Below are 18,719 nucleotides of genomic sequence, written 5' to 3'. Positions count from 1 at the left end.
AATTTTAAATGTATTTTTAGTAAAAATGCTATATTCTCTGTTTAAATTGTTGATTTTTCAATCAGTTTGATTCTTTTTTTTTAAATTATTTTTAATTTACAACGTTTTAGTTGTTGTTAAACTAATGTAATATACGTTTTTTTTAATTAACATTTTTATAACAAAATTTTCTCAAAGCTAAAATACAGTAAATTAGTTAATTAAAAAAAAAATGTTGTGTTTTTGTAGGGTAGTAAAATTTAAGTTGAAGTGTTTTTGTAAAGAATTTTAATTCTATATAGTTAAAATTTAACATTATAATTGCATTAAATTACTAATTAATTAACCAAAATTTTTAGAAAAATGAAATTGACAAAATTACTTATTTTTTGTGTTTCGTCCTTATTGTTTTCAGTTGCCACATTTGCTCAGGATGTAACGGTAACTGGAATCGTTAGCGACGAAAGTGGGTTACCCGTCCCAGGGGCAACAATTTTAGTTAAAGGAACCAATAAAGCTACCGCTTCTGATTTTGATGGGAAATTTCAGATTAGCGCCCCTTCAAACGGTACTTTGGTTATAAGTTTCGTTGGTTTTAATACGTTAAATGAAGCTGTTAACGGGAGAACAAAAATGAGCGTTGTTCTAAGTACGACCTCCCAAAATTTAAATGAAGTTGTTGTAGTAGGGTATGGTACTCAGAAAAAGGGCCTTATTACTGGAGCTTCTACAAATCTTAAGGGAGAAACGATTAAGGAATTAAATACTGGATCTGCTATGGAAGCGCTTCAAGGTATAGCTCCTGGTATTAGCATTACAAGAACAAATGGATCGCCTGGTGCTGGAACTAAGGTAACTATTCGTGGATTGGGTACAAACGGAAACTCAAATCCTTTGTATATCGTTGATGGAGTTTCTGTTGGTAATATTGATTATTTAAGCCCTTCAGACATTGAATCTATCGATGTATTAAAGGATGCCGCTTCTGCTGCAATTTATGGATCGAGAGCTGCTAATGGAGTTGTATTGGTTACGACTATTAAAGGAAAAAAAGGAAGAGCTGCAAGAATTACCTACGACAGCTACTATGGAATTCAAAATACATATAAAAACTTAGATCCTTTGAATGCTCAGGAATACATGTACATTATTGATGAAGGAAGAGTGAACGATGGAATGCCTCGCCAAGATTGGAAAGCAGTTTTAGCTAATAATTCATGGTTAAATACACAATTTCCTGGTGCTGGTACACAATTGGGTAATGAAGTTTGGGAAAATTTACAAAATGGATGGACTGGAACTAACTGGGTTAATGAAATGAGCAAAAAAGATGCTCCTATTATGAACCACGCTCTTAACATTACAGGAGGAAGCGAAGATATCACTTACTCATTTGGGGTTTCTTATTTTGATCAAACAGGTATTATTGGAGGTGATATAGTTGATGCTAGCTTTAAGAGGCTGACGACAAGATTAAATACTCAAATGGTATTGAAAAAAAATGAAAGCCATGCTATTATTACAGTTGGTGAGAATGTTACTTATACCAATTCTGAAAACAGAGGAGTTTCTAATGGTAATATCTACGGAAATGATTTACACAATGCATTAACAGCAAATCCATTGCAACCTGCTTACTGGCAGACTTCTATTGATAGAAACATTGATAAAAATGGATTTACTCCAACTTTAGATGGGATTTCAACAGGACAAACAAATCCTTTAGCGATCATGTACTACAGAAGTAATTTCAATTATCCTAAAGATAATAGAATAATTGGTAATGCGTTTTTAGAAGTTGAGCCGATCAAGGATTTGAAATTTAGAACCGTTTATGGAATTGATTCTTGGTTCGGATACGGTAGATCGATGAGTCCAACATACGGTTTAGGTGTACTTTATACTAAACTTATTAATGGTGCTTCTCAGTATTCTTATATTGGAGCAAACTCAACTTGGACTAATACGGCTTCATATAAAAAACAATTTGGAAACCACAATATCTCTGCTGTTGTTGGTACTGAGTTAGTTCAATATTTAGTAAATAACAATGTTAGCGGTTCAAGAAACAATTTAACATTTGGTGAAGATCCTAAATATGCATACTTAAACAATACTACACCAAGAACATTTAATGATCTTAGTACAAACGGAATGGATACTGCAGCTGGTGGTGGTGGAATTATGTCATATTTTGCTAGAGCACAATACGATTACAAAGAAAAATACCTTCTTTCTGCAACATTACGTTCTGACGGTTCTTCTAACTTCGCAGATGGTAAAAGATGGGGTTATTTCCCTTCTGTTTCAGCGGGTTGGGTAGTTACTAAAGAAGATTTTATGAGCGGTACTAGTTCATGGCTTAATTCATTAAAATTAAGAGGAAGCTGGGGGCAAAATGGTAATCAAGACATTCCTAACTTCTACTATTCTTCAAATATTGCTTACGTTTTTCCAGGATACTTTTTTGGAGACACAAAACCGGTTTCTGGAACAACGGCTTATCCGGCTAGGGTAACTAATCCAGATTTGACTTGGGAAACATCTGAGCAGTTAGATTTTGGTCTTGATGCAAGTTTATTAAATTCAAGATTAAACATTACTGTAGATTGGTACAACAAAACTACAAAAGACTGGTTGGTTTTAGCAGCTGGTAGAGGAACTGATGGAGCTGCACCTGCATACATTAATGGTGGAGATATTGAAAATAAAGGTTTTGAGTTCTCTGTAAACTGGAGCGATAAAATTGGAGGATTTAAATATGGTGCAACTGTAAGTGGAGCTTTCAATAAAAATAAAGTTACTAGAATTGCAAATGCTGACGGAATACTTCATGGACCTTCTAACGTACTTTCTCAAGGAACTGGAGAAATTTCTAGAGGTATGGTAGGTCTTCCATTAGGTTATTTCTATGGATTTAGAACTGCAGGTATCTTGCAAAATCAAAAAGAAGTTGATGAGTATGTTGGTCCAAATGGACAACCTTACTTCCCTGATCAACGTCCTGGAGATGTTCGTTTTGTAGATCAGAATAATGATGGTGTTATCGACGAAGCTGATAAAGGATATATTGGAAATCCAAATCCTGATTATGAATTAGGTATTCAATTGAATTTTGAATATAAAAATGTTTACTTAAACACTACTATGGCAGGAAAATTCGGAATGCAAGTTATGCAGTCATACAGATCTTTTGCTGATAGCCCTGCTCAGAACTATACTTCTGATGTGTTTAACCGTTGGCATGGAGAAGGAACATCTGATAAAATGCCTAGACTTGGCGCGTCTTCAAACAGAAATACGCAACTTGTATCGGATATTTTTATGCAGAATGCGGATTATTTAAGAATAAACAACTTAACAGTAGGTTATAACTTCAGCGAAGTATTGAAAGACTTCAAATTTATTTCTAATCTTAAATTTTATGTTGCTGTAAATAACTTATACACATTTACCAAATATGATGGTATGGATCCAGAAGTTCGTTGGTCAGGAGATAACACAAATACTCCATGGGCTTCAGGAATTGATTTAGGTTTGTATCCGCAAGCTAGAACGGTGATGTTTGGTTTAAGTGCAGATTTTTAATATAAAGACAATTTACAATGAAAAAAATAAAATATTTATTAGCAATTTCGTCTGTACTTATCGCATCAAGCTGTAATGACTATCTTGATACCGATAACTTGACAGAAAAGAGTTTGGTGACTTTTTATAAGACACCTCAAGACATTGAAGAAGCAACTGCCGGAGTTTACAACGCTATTTATACGAATAATGTGCATAGTGAAGAGCAGATTGCGGCCAACTTGATGGATAATATGATGCTAGGCGGTGGTGGTCCTGATGATAAAACTGCTAAATGGGTTGATAATTTTGAAGATCCTGTAGATGATACATATTTAGATTTATGGGTTCAATCTTACAGAGGTATTGCGAGAACAAATGCGATTATCGAAAAAACACCTTTAGCAGATTTTACGACTTATTTTACCACTCCAGCTCAAGCAGATCAATTTAAGCAGCAAGCAATTGGTGAGGCTTATTTCATGAGAGCTTTTTTCTACTTCAGATTAGCTAAATTTTTCGGAGGAGTTCCATTGATTACAAGTATTGATGGTAAAAAAGATGGACCTAGAAATACTTATAGCGAAACATTTGCTCAGATTGCATCAGATTTAAAAAAGGCAATTGAAACAATGCCAGCAACTCCGTTTCCTAGTATTCCAACATCAAGATACGGACATGCAAACAAGTGGGTTGCAGAAGCTTACATTGGGCGTGTGTTTTTATTCTACACAGGATACATGACAAATATTGAGAAACAAGCTACGGAAGAATTGCCATTAGCAGAAGGAGGAACTTTAAATGCAACTCAAATAGCAAGTTATTTAACTGATTGTATGACTAACAGTGGTCATGCTTTAGCTTCAGATTTTAGAAATCTTTGGCCATATTCTTATGTTAACAAAGCTTCAGGAAATAATGTATTGCCATGGGCAGCTACTGAAGGTTTATCTTGGGTTGGCCAAGACGGAGCAGCTCCCACTTTTGGTACAGGTAATTACGAAACTATGTTTGTACAGCGTTTCTCTTTTGGAGATTGGAACTGGTCAAACGGTAACATCTATACTAACAGGTTATGTCTGTTTTCTGCTTTGCGTGGTAATTCATTAGTGCCATTTGGAGAAGGATGGGGATGGTGTACTGTGAATCCAGCTTTGTATAGCAACTGGTCAGAACTTGATCCAAGAAAGAGAGGTTCAATTCTTGAAGTTGGAAAAGCAGACGTTGGAACAGCTAGTTATGCAGGTGATAAAGGAGACCATGAGACTGGATATTTTAATAAAAAATATATTTCATTGCAATATCCTAACGCTGGTGGAGCAACTCAAGGTATGTTTATTCAATTGTATAATTGGTCAAATGGAGATATGCAATTAATGCATGCACAAGATTTTATCTATATGCGTTATGCTGATGTTTTATTGATGCATTCTGAAATTACTAAAACAGCAGGAGGTTTAAATGCGGTTAGAGCTAGAGCTAAATTAGGACCTGTTGGATATTCATTAGAAGCAATTAAAGATGAGCGTTTGCACGAATTTGCTTTTGAAGGTCTTCATTGGTTTGATTTAATTCGTTGGGGAGATGTTGATAATGCATTTAATAGCACGATTCCAGTTAGAAATTCTGGTACAGCTGCAAATTACAGTGTAAAATACAGACCAGAAACTAAAGGTTTGGTTTCGCTTCCAGAAACGGAACTTAGATTATCTAATGGAGTTTATACACAAAATCCAGGTTGGTAAAATTTAACAATATTAAATAGATAAATATGAAAATCAATAAAATAATATATCTTCTATTGGCTCTTTTTATGTTGACTTTTTCAGCATGTGATCCAATAGTTGATGAAAAGCATTTAGAGAATTCTACTGATGTTGCTGGAGTTGAATTAGTTGCGACTCAAAGCACGCCAGGAGGAAATAAAATTACTCTTAGTATGGACACTCCAGGAGTTACTGGGTATTGGGACTATGGATTGGATAAAGCTCTGACAAATGAAGTAACTTTTGTTTACCCAATTCCAGGGAAAGCCACATTTACTTTTGTTGGAACTTTAGGCGCTGAGTTTTTTACCAAAACTATAGACGTTCAAATCAATCAATTAGATACGCCATTAGATCAAGATTGGTACGATTTGGTAGGAACAAATACTGTTGCTGGTAAAACTTGGGTGTTTGATGGTGAACAGGGCTCTGGAAGATTCTGGTGGTTTATGTCTCCAAATGGAAGTGCTGAAAGTGCTATGACTGCTTGGTGGAATGCTGGTGATTGCTGTGCGCCAAGTGATGCAAAAGGTAAAATGCATTTTGATCTAAATGGAGCTGCAAATTACAACCATTATGAAACTGCAACTGCAACGCCTAAAAAAGGAACATTTAAATTGGATATTAAAAACAAACAGTTAACAATTTTCAATTCAACAATGTTAGGATCCGCGGCAGGTAACAAAGACGGTGTTTATACTATTGTTAGTTTAGAGCCTAATAAAATGGTATTGTATTTAAATAATAGTGAGACGTACGGAACAGGTTGGACATTTGTTTTCGTTCCTCAGCCATAATTTCATGTTAGTTATTTTCGAAAAAGGAACATTAAAAAATTCCTTTTTCGATTTTTCAAGCATTTTTTATTTCATTCATATAATGAAATATCAAGAAGATTTAAACTATGGTTAGTTTAAGTTAAGTTTATTGCCTGGATAGCCCATAATTTCGATTATGGGCTATTGTTTTTTATGTGAATTAGAAATTTTTATTCTACCCCTCAATTCTGAATTTGAAAACAGCCTATTAAGCTATTAATAGGCTGTTTTTTTTTACTGATTTTATGTGTGGATGATTTGTCTCTTATTTAGTTAAAAGTTGCGCGAAATAACTTGTCTAATTCTTCTTCATAAGAGCTTATAAAGCATTCTAAAATGCCATTTTAGCCGATATTTTGAGTTTATATCTCATGCCTATCTATTATCAGTATTCTCAGAGCTTGTTATTCGTTTTATGGGGTGTTTATAAGCATTTTTAAAGCATTGTATTTCTTTATTTGAAATTCACTCAGTTAACTTTCTAATTATCTTAAAAATCAATTTTACGAAGGTCAAATGAAATATTTGATTGGTTTTGAAATACACGATATTCAGAAAAACAAGTAAAAAGACAGTTTTTGCCTTATTAGCAATCATAATTCCTAGCATTTTTAAGCAATTTCAAAATTGAAAAGTAAGTTAATTCTTTTTAAATACAACAAAGTAAGTATTTTCTTTCTTGATATTTTATTGATAATTATGTAAAAAAAAATGTATAAAAATACAATATTCTTGGTTTTGGTCATTATGACTATTTTTTAGCTAAAATAGTTGTAAGTGTTTATAAAATAACTATTTACGATATGTTTACCGCTACTATCACGTTGTAGTGGCTTTGTTTTTTAATAATTTACATACGTAATTTTAACATGTAGTGTTTATTTTTATAATTAACTTTTATTTAGTACTACTATTAATTTTTTTAAAACTTTTAAAATCAATTATTTATGTTTTTTTTGATGTGTTTTTATAATATTAAAATTTTAATTTTGATGTGTTTTTGTATGGATTTTTAAATGCGAAAAGTAAAAATTTAGTTTTAGTATTGCATCAAATTACTAATTAATTAACCAAAATTTTTAGAAAAATGAAATTAACAAAATTACTTGTTTTTTGTATTTCATCTTTATTATTCTCGGTTATAGCTGTGGCCCAAGATGTCACAGTAAATGGAATAATCAATGATGAAAGTGGAATGCCTGTTCCAGGTGCAACAGTTTTATTAAAAGGTACTACTAAATCAACGGCTTCTGATTTCGATGGAAAATTTCAGATTCAAGTACCTTCAAACGGAACTTTAACAGTTACATTTATCGGTTATACCACAGTAACTGAAGCTGTAAACGGAAGAACTAAAATTGCAATTCAATTAAAACCAGAATCACAATCCTTAAATGAGGTTGTCGTTGTTGGATATGGTACTCAAAAGAAATCTGTTGTTACTGGAGCAATTTCTAGTGTAAAAGCATCAGATTTAGAAGATTTACCGATAACAAGAGTAGAACAATCTCTTCAAGGTAGAGTTTCTGGGGTTACTATCGCTGCTAATGCAGGACAGCCAGGATCTTCTTCTACTATTAGAGTTAGGGGTATTACATCTTTCGGAAACAACGAACCTTTATGGGTTGTTGACGGTGTAATTGTTGATTCAGGAGGAATTGGTTTTTTAAATCAATCAGATATTGCCTCTATGGAGGTTTTAAAAGATGCTGCGTCTCAAGCGATTTATGGAGCTAGAGCAGCAGCGGGGGTTATTCTTATCACTACTAAAAAAGGTAGAGCTGGTAAAATGAGTGTAAACTACAACGGATACACTGGTTTTTCTGAAGCAGCGAGAAAACTTGATTTATTAAACGCTACAGAATATGCGACTTTAATGAATGAAAGATATGCAAACGGTTACACTCCAGATCCAAGCAAACCGTATACGCTTCCTTACCAAAATCCATCTTCTTATGGTGTAGGTACTAATTGGCAAGATCAAATTTTTAACAATCACGCGCAAAGAACTGGACATGAGTTAAGTTTGTCTGGAGGAAATGATGTTTCTACATTCTACGTTTCTTTAGGATTGTTAGATCAAGAAGGTATTGTTGCTACGCAAATTTCTAACTATAACAGAAAAAACATTCGTTTAAACTCTACTCATAAAATTGTAAAAGGATTAACTTTCGGTCAGACTTTAGGTTATTCTCATGAGAAAAATGTGGGTATCGGAAATACTAACAATGAGTACGGAGGACCTTTAAGTTCTGCAATCAACTTAGATCCAATTACACCGGCTATTGTTACTGATCCAACTGTTGCAAATCTATCACCATATACACTTCCTTATGTGGTAAGAGATGCAAATGGAAATCCTTACGGAATCTCTACTAAAGTAACACAAGAGATGAGCAACCCATTAGCTTATATTCAGACAAGATTAGGAAATTATGGTTGGTCTGATAATTTCGTTGGAAATGCATATTTAGAATTAGAAGCTATTAAAGGCTTAAAATTTAGAACTACTTTAGGTGGTAAATTGGCTTACTGGGGATCTGAAAGTTTTACTCCAGTATTTTATTTCAACTCTTCAACTATTAATCCAAATAATAGTTTAACTAGAAATTCAAATAGAGGTTTTGGATGGAATATTGAAAACACACTTTCATACACAAAACAACTTGGCGATCATAACTTTTCTATTTTAGTTGGGCAAGGTGCTTATGTTGACAATATTACTTCTGGATCTACTGTAACTTACAAAAATCTTCCAGCAACTACTTTTGACGAAGCGACATTTAATTCAGGCGCTGTAACAGACGATATCACTGCTTCTGCATACAACGGATATGAGCATAAAGTAACTTCATTGTTTTCTAGATTAAACTATGATTACAAAGAAAAATATTTACTTACAGGTATTGTACGTCGTGATGGTTCTTCTCGTTTTGGTCAAAACAACAAATATGGAGTTTTCCCATCATTCTCTTTAGGTTGGGTACCAACTAAAGAAAATTTCTGGCCAGAGAACAAAGTAGTAACACAATTGAAATTTAGAGGAGGTTATGGTGTTACAGGTAGTGATGCTATTGGAGATTTCAAATTCTTACCTACAATTGGATCAGGTAGAAATTATACAATCGGAAATCAAGGTTCTGTTGTAATTGGAAATAGCCCGAATGCTCCTGCTAACCCAGATTTGAAATGGGAAGAAACTAGACAAGCAAACGTTGCATTTGATGTTACATTCTTCAATGATTTGTCTTTAACAGCAGATTTTTATGTTAAAAAATCTATAGGTATCTTACAAGATATCGATTTGCCTGGTCACGTAGGTAGCCCAGGAAGACCTTCTGCAAACATTGCAGATATGCAAAATAAAGGTATTGATGTGGAATTATCTTACCGCAAAAAAATCGGTCAAGTAAACTTAAACTTAAGCGGAAACATTTCTTACTTAGAAAATGAGGTTACCAATTTAGGAAGAGGAATTCAGTTTATTTCTGGAGATGCTTCTTTCCAAAATATGGGTGCAGTTACTAGAACACAAGTGGGGCAATCTTATAATTCTTTTTACGGATATACAACACAAGGTATTTTTCAAAATCAAGCAGAAATTAATGCTTACACAAATGCTGCAGGAGGTTTAATACAGCCAAACGCAAGACCTGGAGATTTCAGATGGAAAGATAATAATGGCGATGGAAAAATTGATGACGATGATAAAACTTTCCAAGGAAGTCCATTGCCTAAATACACTTATGGTTTCACGATTAATTTAGATTACAAAAATTTTGATTTATTAATCTTTACTCAAGGTGCAATCGGAAATAAAATTTTCCAAGGATTACGTCGTCTAGATATTACAGATGCTAACTATCAAACTTCTGCATTAGGACGTTGGACAGGTGAAGGATCTACTAATTCTTATCCAATTTTATCTTCTGTAGATAACAACAAAAACTTCTCTAATCCATCAGATTTTTATTTAGAAGATGGAGATTACTGGAGAATCAAAACTGTTCAAATTGGATATAGCTTACCAAGCGATGTTATCTCAAAAGGAGGTCTTTCTAAAGTAAGACTTTATATGACAGGAGAAAATTTATTAACATTTACAAAATATTCTGGTTATGATCCAGAGATTGGAGGAGGAGTTTTTGGTATTGATAAAGGATATTATCCACAAGCTAGAACAGTAATGTTAGGGGTTAATTTACAATTTTAAAATTAAGAATCATGAAAATTAAAAATATAAGATATTCATTCGTCGCAGCAGGATTATTGCTTCTTGGCTCTTCTTGCGGTGAGGACTTTTTAACAGTAGATCCAAAAGGACTTCCATTAGTAGACAACTATTATAAAGATGAAAAAGAAGCTTTTTCTGGTTTAGTTGCTGTTTATGATGTCATGGGAAAACAATCTAAAGGTTTCGAAAACATGATCTGTATGATGAATGCAGGTTCAGATGATTTCTATGCTGGAGGTGGAGGACCTGGAGATGGAGCAGGAATTCATGCTTTTGATAATTATACTATTGATAAAATTAATATGCCTAGAAGTTTCTGGGGAGATTTCTTTCAAGGTATCGCAAGAGCAAACATCTTATTGTCGAAACTGCCAGGCGTAAAAATGGATGAAGCAAAAAAAGTTCGTTTTGCAGCAGAAGCTAAAGCAATGCGCGGATACTATTATTTTGAATTAGTAAGAACTTTTAGAAACTTGCCTTTAATTACAGAGCCACTTTCACCAGCTGAGACTTATACAATTACGCAATCTAAGCCAGAGGAAATTTATGCTCAAATTGAGAAAGATTTAATTGAAGCAAAAGCGGTTTTGCCAAATACTGTTGATGTTGCAACAGAAGAAGGACGTTTTTCTAAAGGAGCTGTACAAGCATTACTTGGTAAAGTTTATTTATACGAAGGAAAAAATTCTCAAGCTGCTGCTGAATTTGCAGACGTAAACGGTACTCCAGGTGGAACTAGTATGTACGGATATAAACTGCTTAGCAATTTTGCAGATTTATGGGTTATCAGTAACAAATTCAACTCAGAAGCAATTATCGAAATTATGCATACTGATAAAAGTAATGCAGACTGGGGATTCTGGGGTGGAGGAAACGATGAAGGAAACTCTGTTAACATCATGGTTGGTCCAAGAGGATATACTAAAAAAACGGGAGCAGCCGTAGATTATGTTTCTGGATGGAGTTTTAATCCAGTAACGCCAAGTTTATATAATGCCTTAAAAGGTGATCCTCGTTTTGATGCTACAATTGTAGACTTACTTGCTTTAAAAGCTGCAGGTGTTGCTGATTATGCGCCTGGAGATCAAGATACAGGATATTTCTTGAAGAAATTTATGCCATTAAACGGTGATACTTCTCAAGGAGGTGGAGCAGCGGCTTTAAATTACAAACAAGATACTTATGCTATTCGTTTGGCAGATACTTACTTAATGGAAGCAGAAGCTTTAGGCGGAACTGGAGCTAGAGCACAAGCTTTATTAGATGCTGTAAGAGCTAGAGTTGGATTGGCTTCTGTGCCAGTTTCATTAGATGCTATTGCTAACGAAAGAAGATTAGAATTAGCTGGAGAAGGACACCGTTGGTTCGATTTAGTTAGAACTGGAAAAGCGGCTTCTGTACTTGCTTCTAGCGGATTTGTGGCTGGTAAAAATGAAATTTGGCCAATTCCACAAAAAGATTTAGAAAATACTAAACTAGTTCAAAATCCTAATTACTAATCAGTTAATACAATATCATATGAAAATAAATTTAATGAAAAAACAAGGGTTTTTAGCATTGTTTTTTATGACAGCAGTATTAAGTGTTACTAGTTGTCAGCCAGACGATTCCATTGACAATAATGGATTAACCCCAGCAACTGTTGACGCATCGTTTACAATTACTCCAGTTGAAGGAAAAGTAAATACATATAAGTTAGTGGCTCAGCCAAAAGGAGTTTTGAAATCTATTTGGGATAAAGGAGCAGGTGCGTATGCAGGAAAAATGGAAGAAGAAATTTCTCTTCCAGATGCAGGTACTTATACAATTGTGCATACTGCAATTGGAGCAGGAGGAGCTACGGCTTCAGCTTCAAAAGATGTTGTGGTTGCGACTTCAGATCCGTTAAAAGGAAATTTAGTTCAAGGTGGTTCTTTTGCAACTGCTGCAGATCAAGCAAAATGGACAGTTTTAAATCTTAGCCCAACTGGTGCAGCTTTTTGGTCTTATGCAAACAATAGCGCAACACTTCATTCTCCAGGAGGATGGGCTCAAGAAGGAATTTATCAAGCAATCGATGTTGTAAAAGATAAAGAGTATACAATAGATATGAAAGTGTCTTCTCCAAGTGGTTCTGATGAAACTTGGTTTGAAGTTTATGCTGGAAAATCATTCCCTGCTTCAGGTGTTGAATACAAAGACAACAAAGTTATGGGATTAAGTACTTGGGATGGCTGTGCAAAAGCAGGTTTCTCTGGAATGCTTTCTGTTGTTGGATGTGTTAAAAACGACAAAACTGGAACGGTTTCAAACACAGTTAAATTCACAGAAACAGGAAAAATCTATTTGCTAATCCGTTGCGGTGGTAATAAGTTTACAAAAGATGGAATTACAGTTTCAAAAATTGAGTTCCGAGGAAAATAAAGAGTTAAGTTAAGTTTAAGTTTAAGTTTGGTTGTAAATAGCCCATAATCATTATGAGTATGGGCTATTTTTTAAATTCTTTAAAAGGTGAAAAACCGGTTTTTAGATTTCTCCAAAACTTCAATTAAACAATAATAATTGGAAGCGAATGAAAAAAAATAGTCTAAAGATTTTATGCCTTTTGTTTTCCGTTGCAGCGATTGCACAACAGCCAAAAGCAAAAAAAGAATTTACAACAAGTGGTAAAAAAATAACTGTTTATACCACAGCAGAAAACTCAAAGCTGAGATTAACTTCTACAGATAATCTAACTTTTTCTGCAGCAAAACAACCTCTAGAAACTGAATTTTCAGTTTTTGTAGAACCAGCAAAAAAGTTTCAGACTTTTATGGGAATTGGAGGCGCCATTACAGATGCAAGTGCCGAAATATTTGCTAAACTTTCAAAAGAAAAACAAGCAGAATTTTTAAATGCTTATTACGATCAGCAAAAAGGAATTGGCTATTCTTTGCTAAGAACAACGATTCAGAGTTCTGATTTTAGCAGTGGAAGCTATTCTTATATCGAAGAAGGAGATAAAGATTTGAAAACTTTTTCTATTGATCATGACAGGCAATATCGTATTCCTTTAATAAAACAAGCTATTCAGAAAGCTGGAGGAAAACTAACAACTTACGTTGCGCCTTGGTCGCCAAATGCTTTTATGAAAAGCAACAAAAATGTATTAAAAGGAGGAACTTTACTTCCTGAATACTACCAGACTTGGGCTAATTTCTATGCGAAGTTTATCAAAGCTTATGAAAAAGAAGGAATTCCAATTTGGGGAACTTCTACACAAAACGAACCAATGGCAACTCAAACATGGGAATCTTGTATTTATACAGCTGAAGCTGAAAGAGATTTTATCAAAAATTATCTTGGGCCAACTTTGAAAAAAGAAAACTTAGGCGACAAAAAAATCATTGTTTGGGATCACAACCGTGATTTAATGAATTATCGCGCCAACGTAATTTATTCTGATCCAGAAGCAGCAAAATATGTTTGGGGAATGGGATTTCACTGGTACGAAACCTGGTCAGGCGGAGCACCAATGTTTGATAATGTTGCGAAGGTAAATGAAGCTTATCCAGACAAAAAACTAATGTTTACAGAGGGATGTGTCGAAAAATTTGATGCAGCAAAATATCAATTTTGGGGTAATGCAGAACGTTACGGAATTAATATGATTCATGATTTTAACAACGGAACTGTAGCTTGGACAGATTGGAACATTCTTTTGGATCAAAACGGAGGCCCTAATCACGTTGGGAATTTCTGTTTTGCACCAATTCATGCCGATACAACAACTGGTGAATTAATTTATACACCATCTTTTTATTATATCGGACATTTTTCAAAATTTATTCGTCTTAATGCAATAAGAGTAAGCACGGCGGTTAGCAGAAGCGCTTTATTAAGTACATCTTTCTTAAATGCTGATGGAACTATGGCAACAATCGTTATGAACCAATCTGCAAACGAACTTACTTATAATTTGATTATTGGAGCCGAAAAATCGGTAGTTAAAATTCCAGCACACGCGATACAAACGCTTGTTTATTAATATTTTGTAGTAAAGTAAAGTTGAGGACTAATTTGAATCATCCATTTTAGTCTTCTCTTACTTTTAAATTAAAAAACTGTTTTCTTAAACAATATGAAAATAAAAACTCAAATATTTTTATCAGCCTTTATCTTAATGCAATTAAGCTGTTTTTCGACAAAACTAAGAGCTCAAAACACTAATGCTTCTTCGCAAAAAAATAATAAAATAAAGGTTTTTACTACCGCAGAAAATACTAATTTGAAATTGTCATTATCAAATGATTTTATTTCAAACAACAACACACAACAAAAATCTACAGTATCCATTATAAATACTGAAAAAACAGACCAAACATTTATCGGAATTGGAGGCGCAATCACAGACGCAAGCGCAGAGGTTTTTGCTAAACTTTCTCCAAAAAAACAGCAAGAATTTCTAGATGCGTATTACGATAAAAACAAAGGAATTGGTTATTCTTTAGCTAGAACAAACATCCATAGTTGCGATTTTAGCAGTGGAAGTTACACATATATAGAGGAAGGAGATAAAGATTTAAAGACTTTTAATATAGACCACGATCGAAAATATAGAATTCCGTTAATCAAAAAAGCAATCAAAACTGCCGGCGGAAAACTAACATTATTTGCAAGTCCATGGAGTCCCCCAGCTTTCATGAAAGACAATAATGATATTTTGCACGGCGGCGTTTTATTGCCAGAATTCGCTCCAGCTTGGGCATTGTATTACGCTAAATTTATTAAAGCATATGAAAAAGAAGGAATTCCGATTTGGGGATTGACCGTTCAAAATGAACCAATGGCAAAACAAAGTTGGGAATCTTGTATTTATACTCCAGAAGCAGAAAGAGATTTTCTTAAAAATCATTTAGGACCAACTTTAGAAAAAGAAGGATTGGCTTCTAAAAACGTTATTATTTGGGATCATAATAGAGGCGATATGTTAGAAAAACGCGCTAATCTTGTTTTTTCGGATCCTGAAGTTTCAAAATATGCTTGGGGAATTGGTTTTCACTGGTACGAAACTTGGAATGGCGGTCCGCCACAATTTGAATCTGTTGGAAAAGTTCATGAAGCATTTCCAAACAAAAATTTAATTTTTACAGAAGGCTGTATCGAAAGATTCGATGCTTCAAAATATCAATTTTGGGGAAATGCAGAACGTTACGGAATCAATATGATAAACGATTTTAATAACGGAACTGTAGCTTGGACAGATTGGAATATTCTTTTAGATCAAAATGGAGGTCCAAATCATGTAGGTAATTTCTGTTTTGCACCAATTCACGCCGACACTACAAAAGACGAATTAATTTATACACCGATGTATTATTACATTGGACATTTCTCAAAATTTATTAGACCTAATGCCAAAAGAATTATCGAAACAGTAAGCGATACTTCTCTATTAAGCACTTCTTTTAAAAACTCAGACGGACAATTGATTACTGTTGTTATGAATAAATCTGAAAAAGAGATTGTTTATACTTTAGAAAATCAAAATTCAAAAAATACAATCACTATTCCGGCACATGCCATACAAACTATTGTGTATTAATTGTGCAACTAACTAAAAAACCACTAAAAATGAAATTGACTTTAAACAATACCATAAAAGCATTTTTCTTTATGGCAGCCGTAATGGCTCAAGTTAAATGTTCTTCATCTAATGATGCTGTAGAAAATCCACCAGTTGTAAACCCGCCAGTTGTAAATCCGCCTGCAACAACCAATGATGTTGATTTTTGGCTTACAAAAGGCGATCAAAGCGTTTTATTAACCAAACAAACTGGAGTTTTAGGATTTGGAACAACTGTAAATTCGAATACAAATATCGAAGTGAATGCTTCTCAAAAATACCAAACGATTGACGGTTTTGGATATACCTTAACTGGCGGAAGTGTAGAAGTAATCAATCAATTAAATGCTACAAGAAGAACGGCTCTTTTGCAAGAACTTTTCGGAACTGGAGAAAATTCAATCGGAGTAAGTTACATCAGAATTAGTGTTGGAGCTTCAGATCTTGATGCGGCGCCTTTTACTTATAACGATCTTGCAACGGGAGAAACAGATTTGAACTTAGCTAAATTTAGTTTAGAAAAAAATAAAGATCTAATTGCGATGTTAAAAGAAATCATAGCAATTAATCCTAAAATTTTAATCTTGGCAACTCCTTGGACGGCTCCAGTTTGGATGAAAGATGTAGCTAGTTTTAAAGGAGGAAAATTGAAAGCGGAATATTATAATGTGTACGCTAAATATCTTGTAAAATACATTCAAGAAATGAAAGCTGCCGGAATTACAATTGATGCTTTGACTCCTCAAAACGAACCTTTGCATGATGGAAATAATCCAAGTATGTATATGTCTGCTGTTGATCAGGCAAGTTTCATTAAAAACAGTTTAGGTCCCGCATTTAAAGCTGCAAATCTGAGTGTAAAAATCATTGCTTACGATCACAATTGTGATAATCCAAATTATCCTAAAGCAGTTTTGGCAGATGTTGATGCATATCCTTTTGTTGACGGATCTGCTTTCCATTTATATGCTGGAGATATCAGCGCATTGACAAATGTTTACAATGCGTATCCTTCTAAAAATGTATATTTTACAGAACAGTGGACTTCGTCTGAAGGTCAATTTGCTGGTGATTTAAAATGGCATGTTAGAAATGTAATTATCGGTTCAACTAGAAATTACAGTAAAAATGCTTTAGAATGGAACGTAGCAAATAATGCTAATTTTGGACCTCATACAGATGGCGGCTGCACAATGTGCAAAGGCGCAATCACAATAACATCAACAGATAGTTATATGCGTAATGTAGCGTATTACATTATTGCTCATGCATCAAAATTTGTTCCGATGGGATCGGTAAGAATTCAAAGTAATTCTGGCGGAGATCTGCAGAATGTAGCTTTTATTACACCTTCAGGTTCTAAAGTTTTAATTGTGGAGAATGATGGAAATTCAACGCAAAGTTTCAACATTAAATATGATGGAAAATGGGTTGCAACATCTTTAGAAGCAGGTTCAGTTGGAACTTATACTTGGAAATAATTTTATAATTAAAAACCAAATATAAATTAAAGCCGTATTCAAAAAATGTGGCTTTAATTTGAAGTATTTTGATTTTGTTCTCAACAAAAACAAAAAATAGAATAAAATTATCTATATTGATAATCAGTTTACTAACTCAACCACTTAAACTAATAAACGATGAAAATGATTAATCTTGTAAATAGGGCGAGTGTCTTTACACTTATCCTATTGTTTGTTTTTCAATCTTGCAGCAGTAGTAATGATGGAGGTGAAGATACTCCAGTAAATCCTACGCCAACAAATCTTACTGTTCAAGTTGATGTTATTGGAAAAACGGCAGAAAATCCAAACGGAGATGGAAGCGGAAAAATAAAACTTACGCTAAATGCCACAAATGCACTTTCGTATAAAGTGCTAATTAATAACGAACTTAAAGAAATTACAACTGGAGAATTAACTTATGAGTTTACAGCTTCTGGAACTAATAATTATCCGATTTCTGTTTCGGCATATAATGGAACAAAATTTATAAATACTTCAACTACTGTAAATGTTTACGTAGCAAGAAAAATTATCTGGGCAGATGAATTTAATACTGACGGAGCTCCGGATGCTACAAAATGGGGCTACAACACAGGAACTGGAGACGGTTGGGGAAACAACGAATTACAATATTATACAACCCGTTCTGAAAATGTAAAAGTCGAAGGAGGTCTTTTGAAAATTACAGCCATCAGAGAAGATTATATGGGAAGTAAATTTACTTCAACCAGAATGCTTACAAAAGGCAAATTTTCATTCAAATATGGAAGAGCAGAGATTCGCGCAAAACTACCAGCTGGAGGCGGAACTTGGCCTGCATTCTGGCTTTTAGGCGATAATATTGATACCGTTCCATGGCCAGGTTGTGGAGAAATTGACATTTTAGAATCAGTTGGAAATAATCCAAATGTAATTCATTCTTCATTGCATTCACCTGGACGTTCTGGAAATACGCCTGATACAAAAACGACGACAGCTCCAAATTCGACTACAGAATTTCATATTTATGCAGCTGAATGGAGTGCAGAAAGCATCAAATTTTTTGTAGACGACAATTTATTTTACACTTATAAAAATTCAAGCACAACTCCTTTTAATGCTAATTTCTTTGTTATCATAAATTTTGCAATGGGAGGAAACTTTGGAGGCGCAGTAGATCCGAATTTTAAAAGTGCAACTTACGAAGTTGATTATGTAAGAGTATATAATTAACATAAGTTTTAAGTTAAAATTTTTCTGTAAAGTCTAGGAAAAACTAGCTTTACA

Annotated in this window: 10 protein-coding genes; all 10 read left to right on the top strand. The window is 34.0% G+C overall.

Features of this window, described 5'->3' with window-relative positions:
* The first annotated feature begins 342 nt into the window (after positions 1–342).
* A complete protein-coding gene (locus P0R33_RS10010; RefSeq protein ID WP_276175303.1) occupies positions 343–3,567 on the top strand; it encodes a TonB-dependent receptor in 3,225 nt (1,074 codons plus the stop codon).
* Positions 3,568–3,584: 17 nt separating this feature from the next.
* Positions 3,585–5,291: a RagB/SusD family nutrient uptake outer membrane protein gene (locus P0R33_RS10005; RefSeq protein ID WP_276175302.1), complete on the top strand. Its 1,707-nt coding sequence runs from the start codon at positions 3,585–3,587 to the stop codon at positions 5,289–5,291.
* Positions 5,292–5,317: 26 nt separating this feature from the next.
* A complete protein-coding gene (locus P0R33_RS10000) occupies positions 5,318–6,109 on the top strand; it encodes a hypothetical protein (RefSeq protein WP_276175301.1) in 792 nt (263 codons plus the stop codon).
* Between the two features lie 1,108 nt (positions 6,110–7,217).
* The gene (locus tag P0R33_RS09995) at positions 7,218–10,343 is read left to right on the top strand and encodes a TonB-dependent receptor (protein ID WP_276175300.1); all 3,126 of its coding nucleotides are present in this window, start codon (positions 7,218–7,220) and stop codon (positions 10,341–10,343) included.
* Between the two features lie 11 nt (positions 10,344–10,354).
* A complete protein-coding gene (locus tag P0R33_RS09990; protein WP_276175299.1) occupies positions 10,355–11,863 on the top strand; it encodes a RagB/SusD family nutrient uptake outer membrane protein in 1,509 nt (502 codons plus the stop codon).
* Between the two features lie 19 nt (positions 11,864–11,882).
* Positions 11,883–12,767: a hypothetical protein gene (locus P0R33_RS09985; RefSeq protein WP_276175298.1), complete on the top strand. Its 885-nt coding sequence runs from the start codon at positions 11,883–11,885 to the stop codon at positions 12,765–12,767.
* A 148-nt stretch (positions 12,768–12,915) separates the two neighbouring features.
* Positions 12,916–14,370 (top strand): glycoside hydrolase family 30 protein, encoded by a 1,455-nt coding sequence (locus tag P0R33_RS09980; protein ID WP_276175297.1) that lies wholly within the window; start codon positions 12,916–12,918, stop codon positions 14,368–14,370.
* A 93-nt stretch (positions 14,371–14,463) separates the two neighbouring features.
* Positions 14,464–15,927 carry a glycoside hydrolase family 30 protein gene (locus P0R33_RS09975; protein WP_276175296.1) on the top strand — a complete coding sequence of 488 codons (1,464 nt, stop codon included), beginning with the start codon at positions 14,464–14,466 and terminating at the stop codon, positions 15,925–15,927.
* Between the two features lie 29 nt (positions 15,928–15,956).
* Positions 15,957–17,429: a glycoside hydrolase family 30 beta sandwich domain-containing protein gene (locus P0R33_RS09970; RefSeq protein WP_276175295.1), complete on the top strand. Its 1,473-nt coding sequence runs from the start codon at positions 15,957–15,959 to the stop codon at positions 17,427–17,429.
* Between the two features lie 159 nt (positions 17,430–17,588).
* Positions 17,589–18,665 carry a glycoside hydrolase family 16 protein gene (locus P0R33_RS09965; protein WP_276175294.1) on the top strand — a complete coding sequence of 359 codons (1,077 nt, stop codon included), beginning with the start codon at positions 17,589–17,591 and terminating at the stop codon, positions 18,663–18,665.
* Positions 18,666–18,719 lie beyond the last annotated feature (54 nt).

This window comes from Flavobacterium sp. YJ01 (genome assembly GCF_029320955.1).
GTDB lineage: Bacteria > Bacteroidota > Bacteroidia > Flavobacteriales > Flavobacteriaceae > Flavobacterium.
Note: the sequence above shows the minus strand (reverse complement) of the source record. Positions and strands in the feature narration are given on the sequence as shown.

Coding starts and splice junctions, on each gene's coding strand:
- P0R33_RS10005 (WP_276175302.1), top strand. CDS start 3,585: ATGAAAAAAATAAAATATTTATTAGCAATTTCGTCTGTACTTATCGCA.
- P0R33_RS09995 (WP_276175300.1), top strand. CDS start 7,218: ATGAAATTAACAAAATTACTTGTTTTTTGTATTTCATCTTTATTATTC.
- P0R33_RS09970 (WP_276175295.1), top strand. CDS start 15,957: ATGAAATTGACTTTAAACAATACCATAAAAGCATTTTTCTTTATGGCA.
- P0R33_RS09985 (WP_276175298.1), top strand. CDS start 11,883: ATGAAAATAAATTTAATGAAAAAACAAGGGTTTTTAGCATTGTTTTTT.
- P0R33_RS10000 (WP_276175301.1), top strand. CDS start 5,318: ATGAAAATCAATAAAATAATATATCTTCTATTGGCTCTTTTTATGTTG.
- P0R33_RS09990 (WP_276175299.1), top strand. CDS start 10,355: ATGAAAATTAAAAATATAAGATATTCATTCGTCGCAGCAGGATTATTG.
- P0R33_RS10010 (WP_276175303.1), top strand. CDS start 343: ATGAAATTGACAAAATTACTTATTTTTTGTGTTTCGTCCTTATTGTTT.
- P0R33_RS09980 (WP_276175297.1), top strand. CDS start 12,916: ATGAAAAAAAATAGTCTAAAGATTTTATGCCTTTTGTTTTCCGTTGCA.
- P0R33_RS09975 (WP_276175296.1), top strand. CDS start 14,464: ATGAAAATAAAAACTCAAATATTTTTATCAGCCTTTATCTTAATGCAA.
- P0R33_RS09965 (WP_276175294.1), top strand. CDS start 17,589: ATGAAAATGATTAATCTTGTAAATAGGGCGAGTGTCTTTACACTTATC.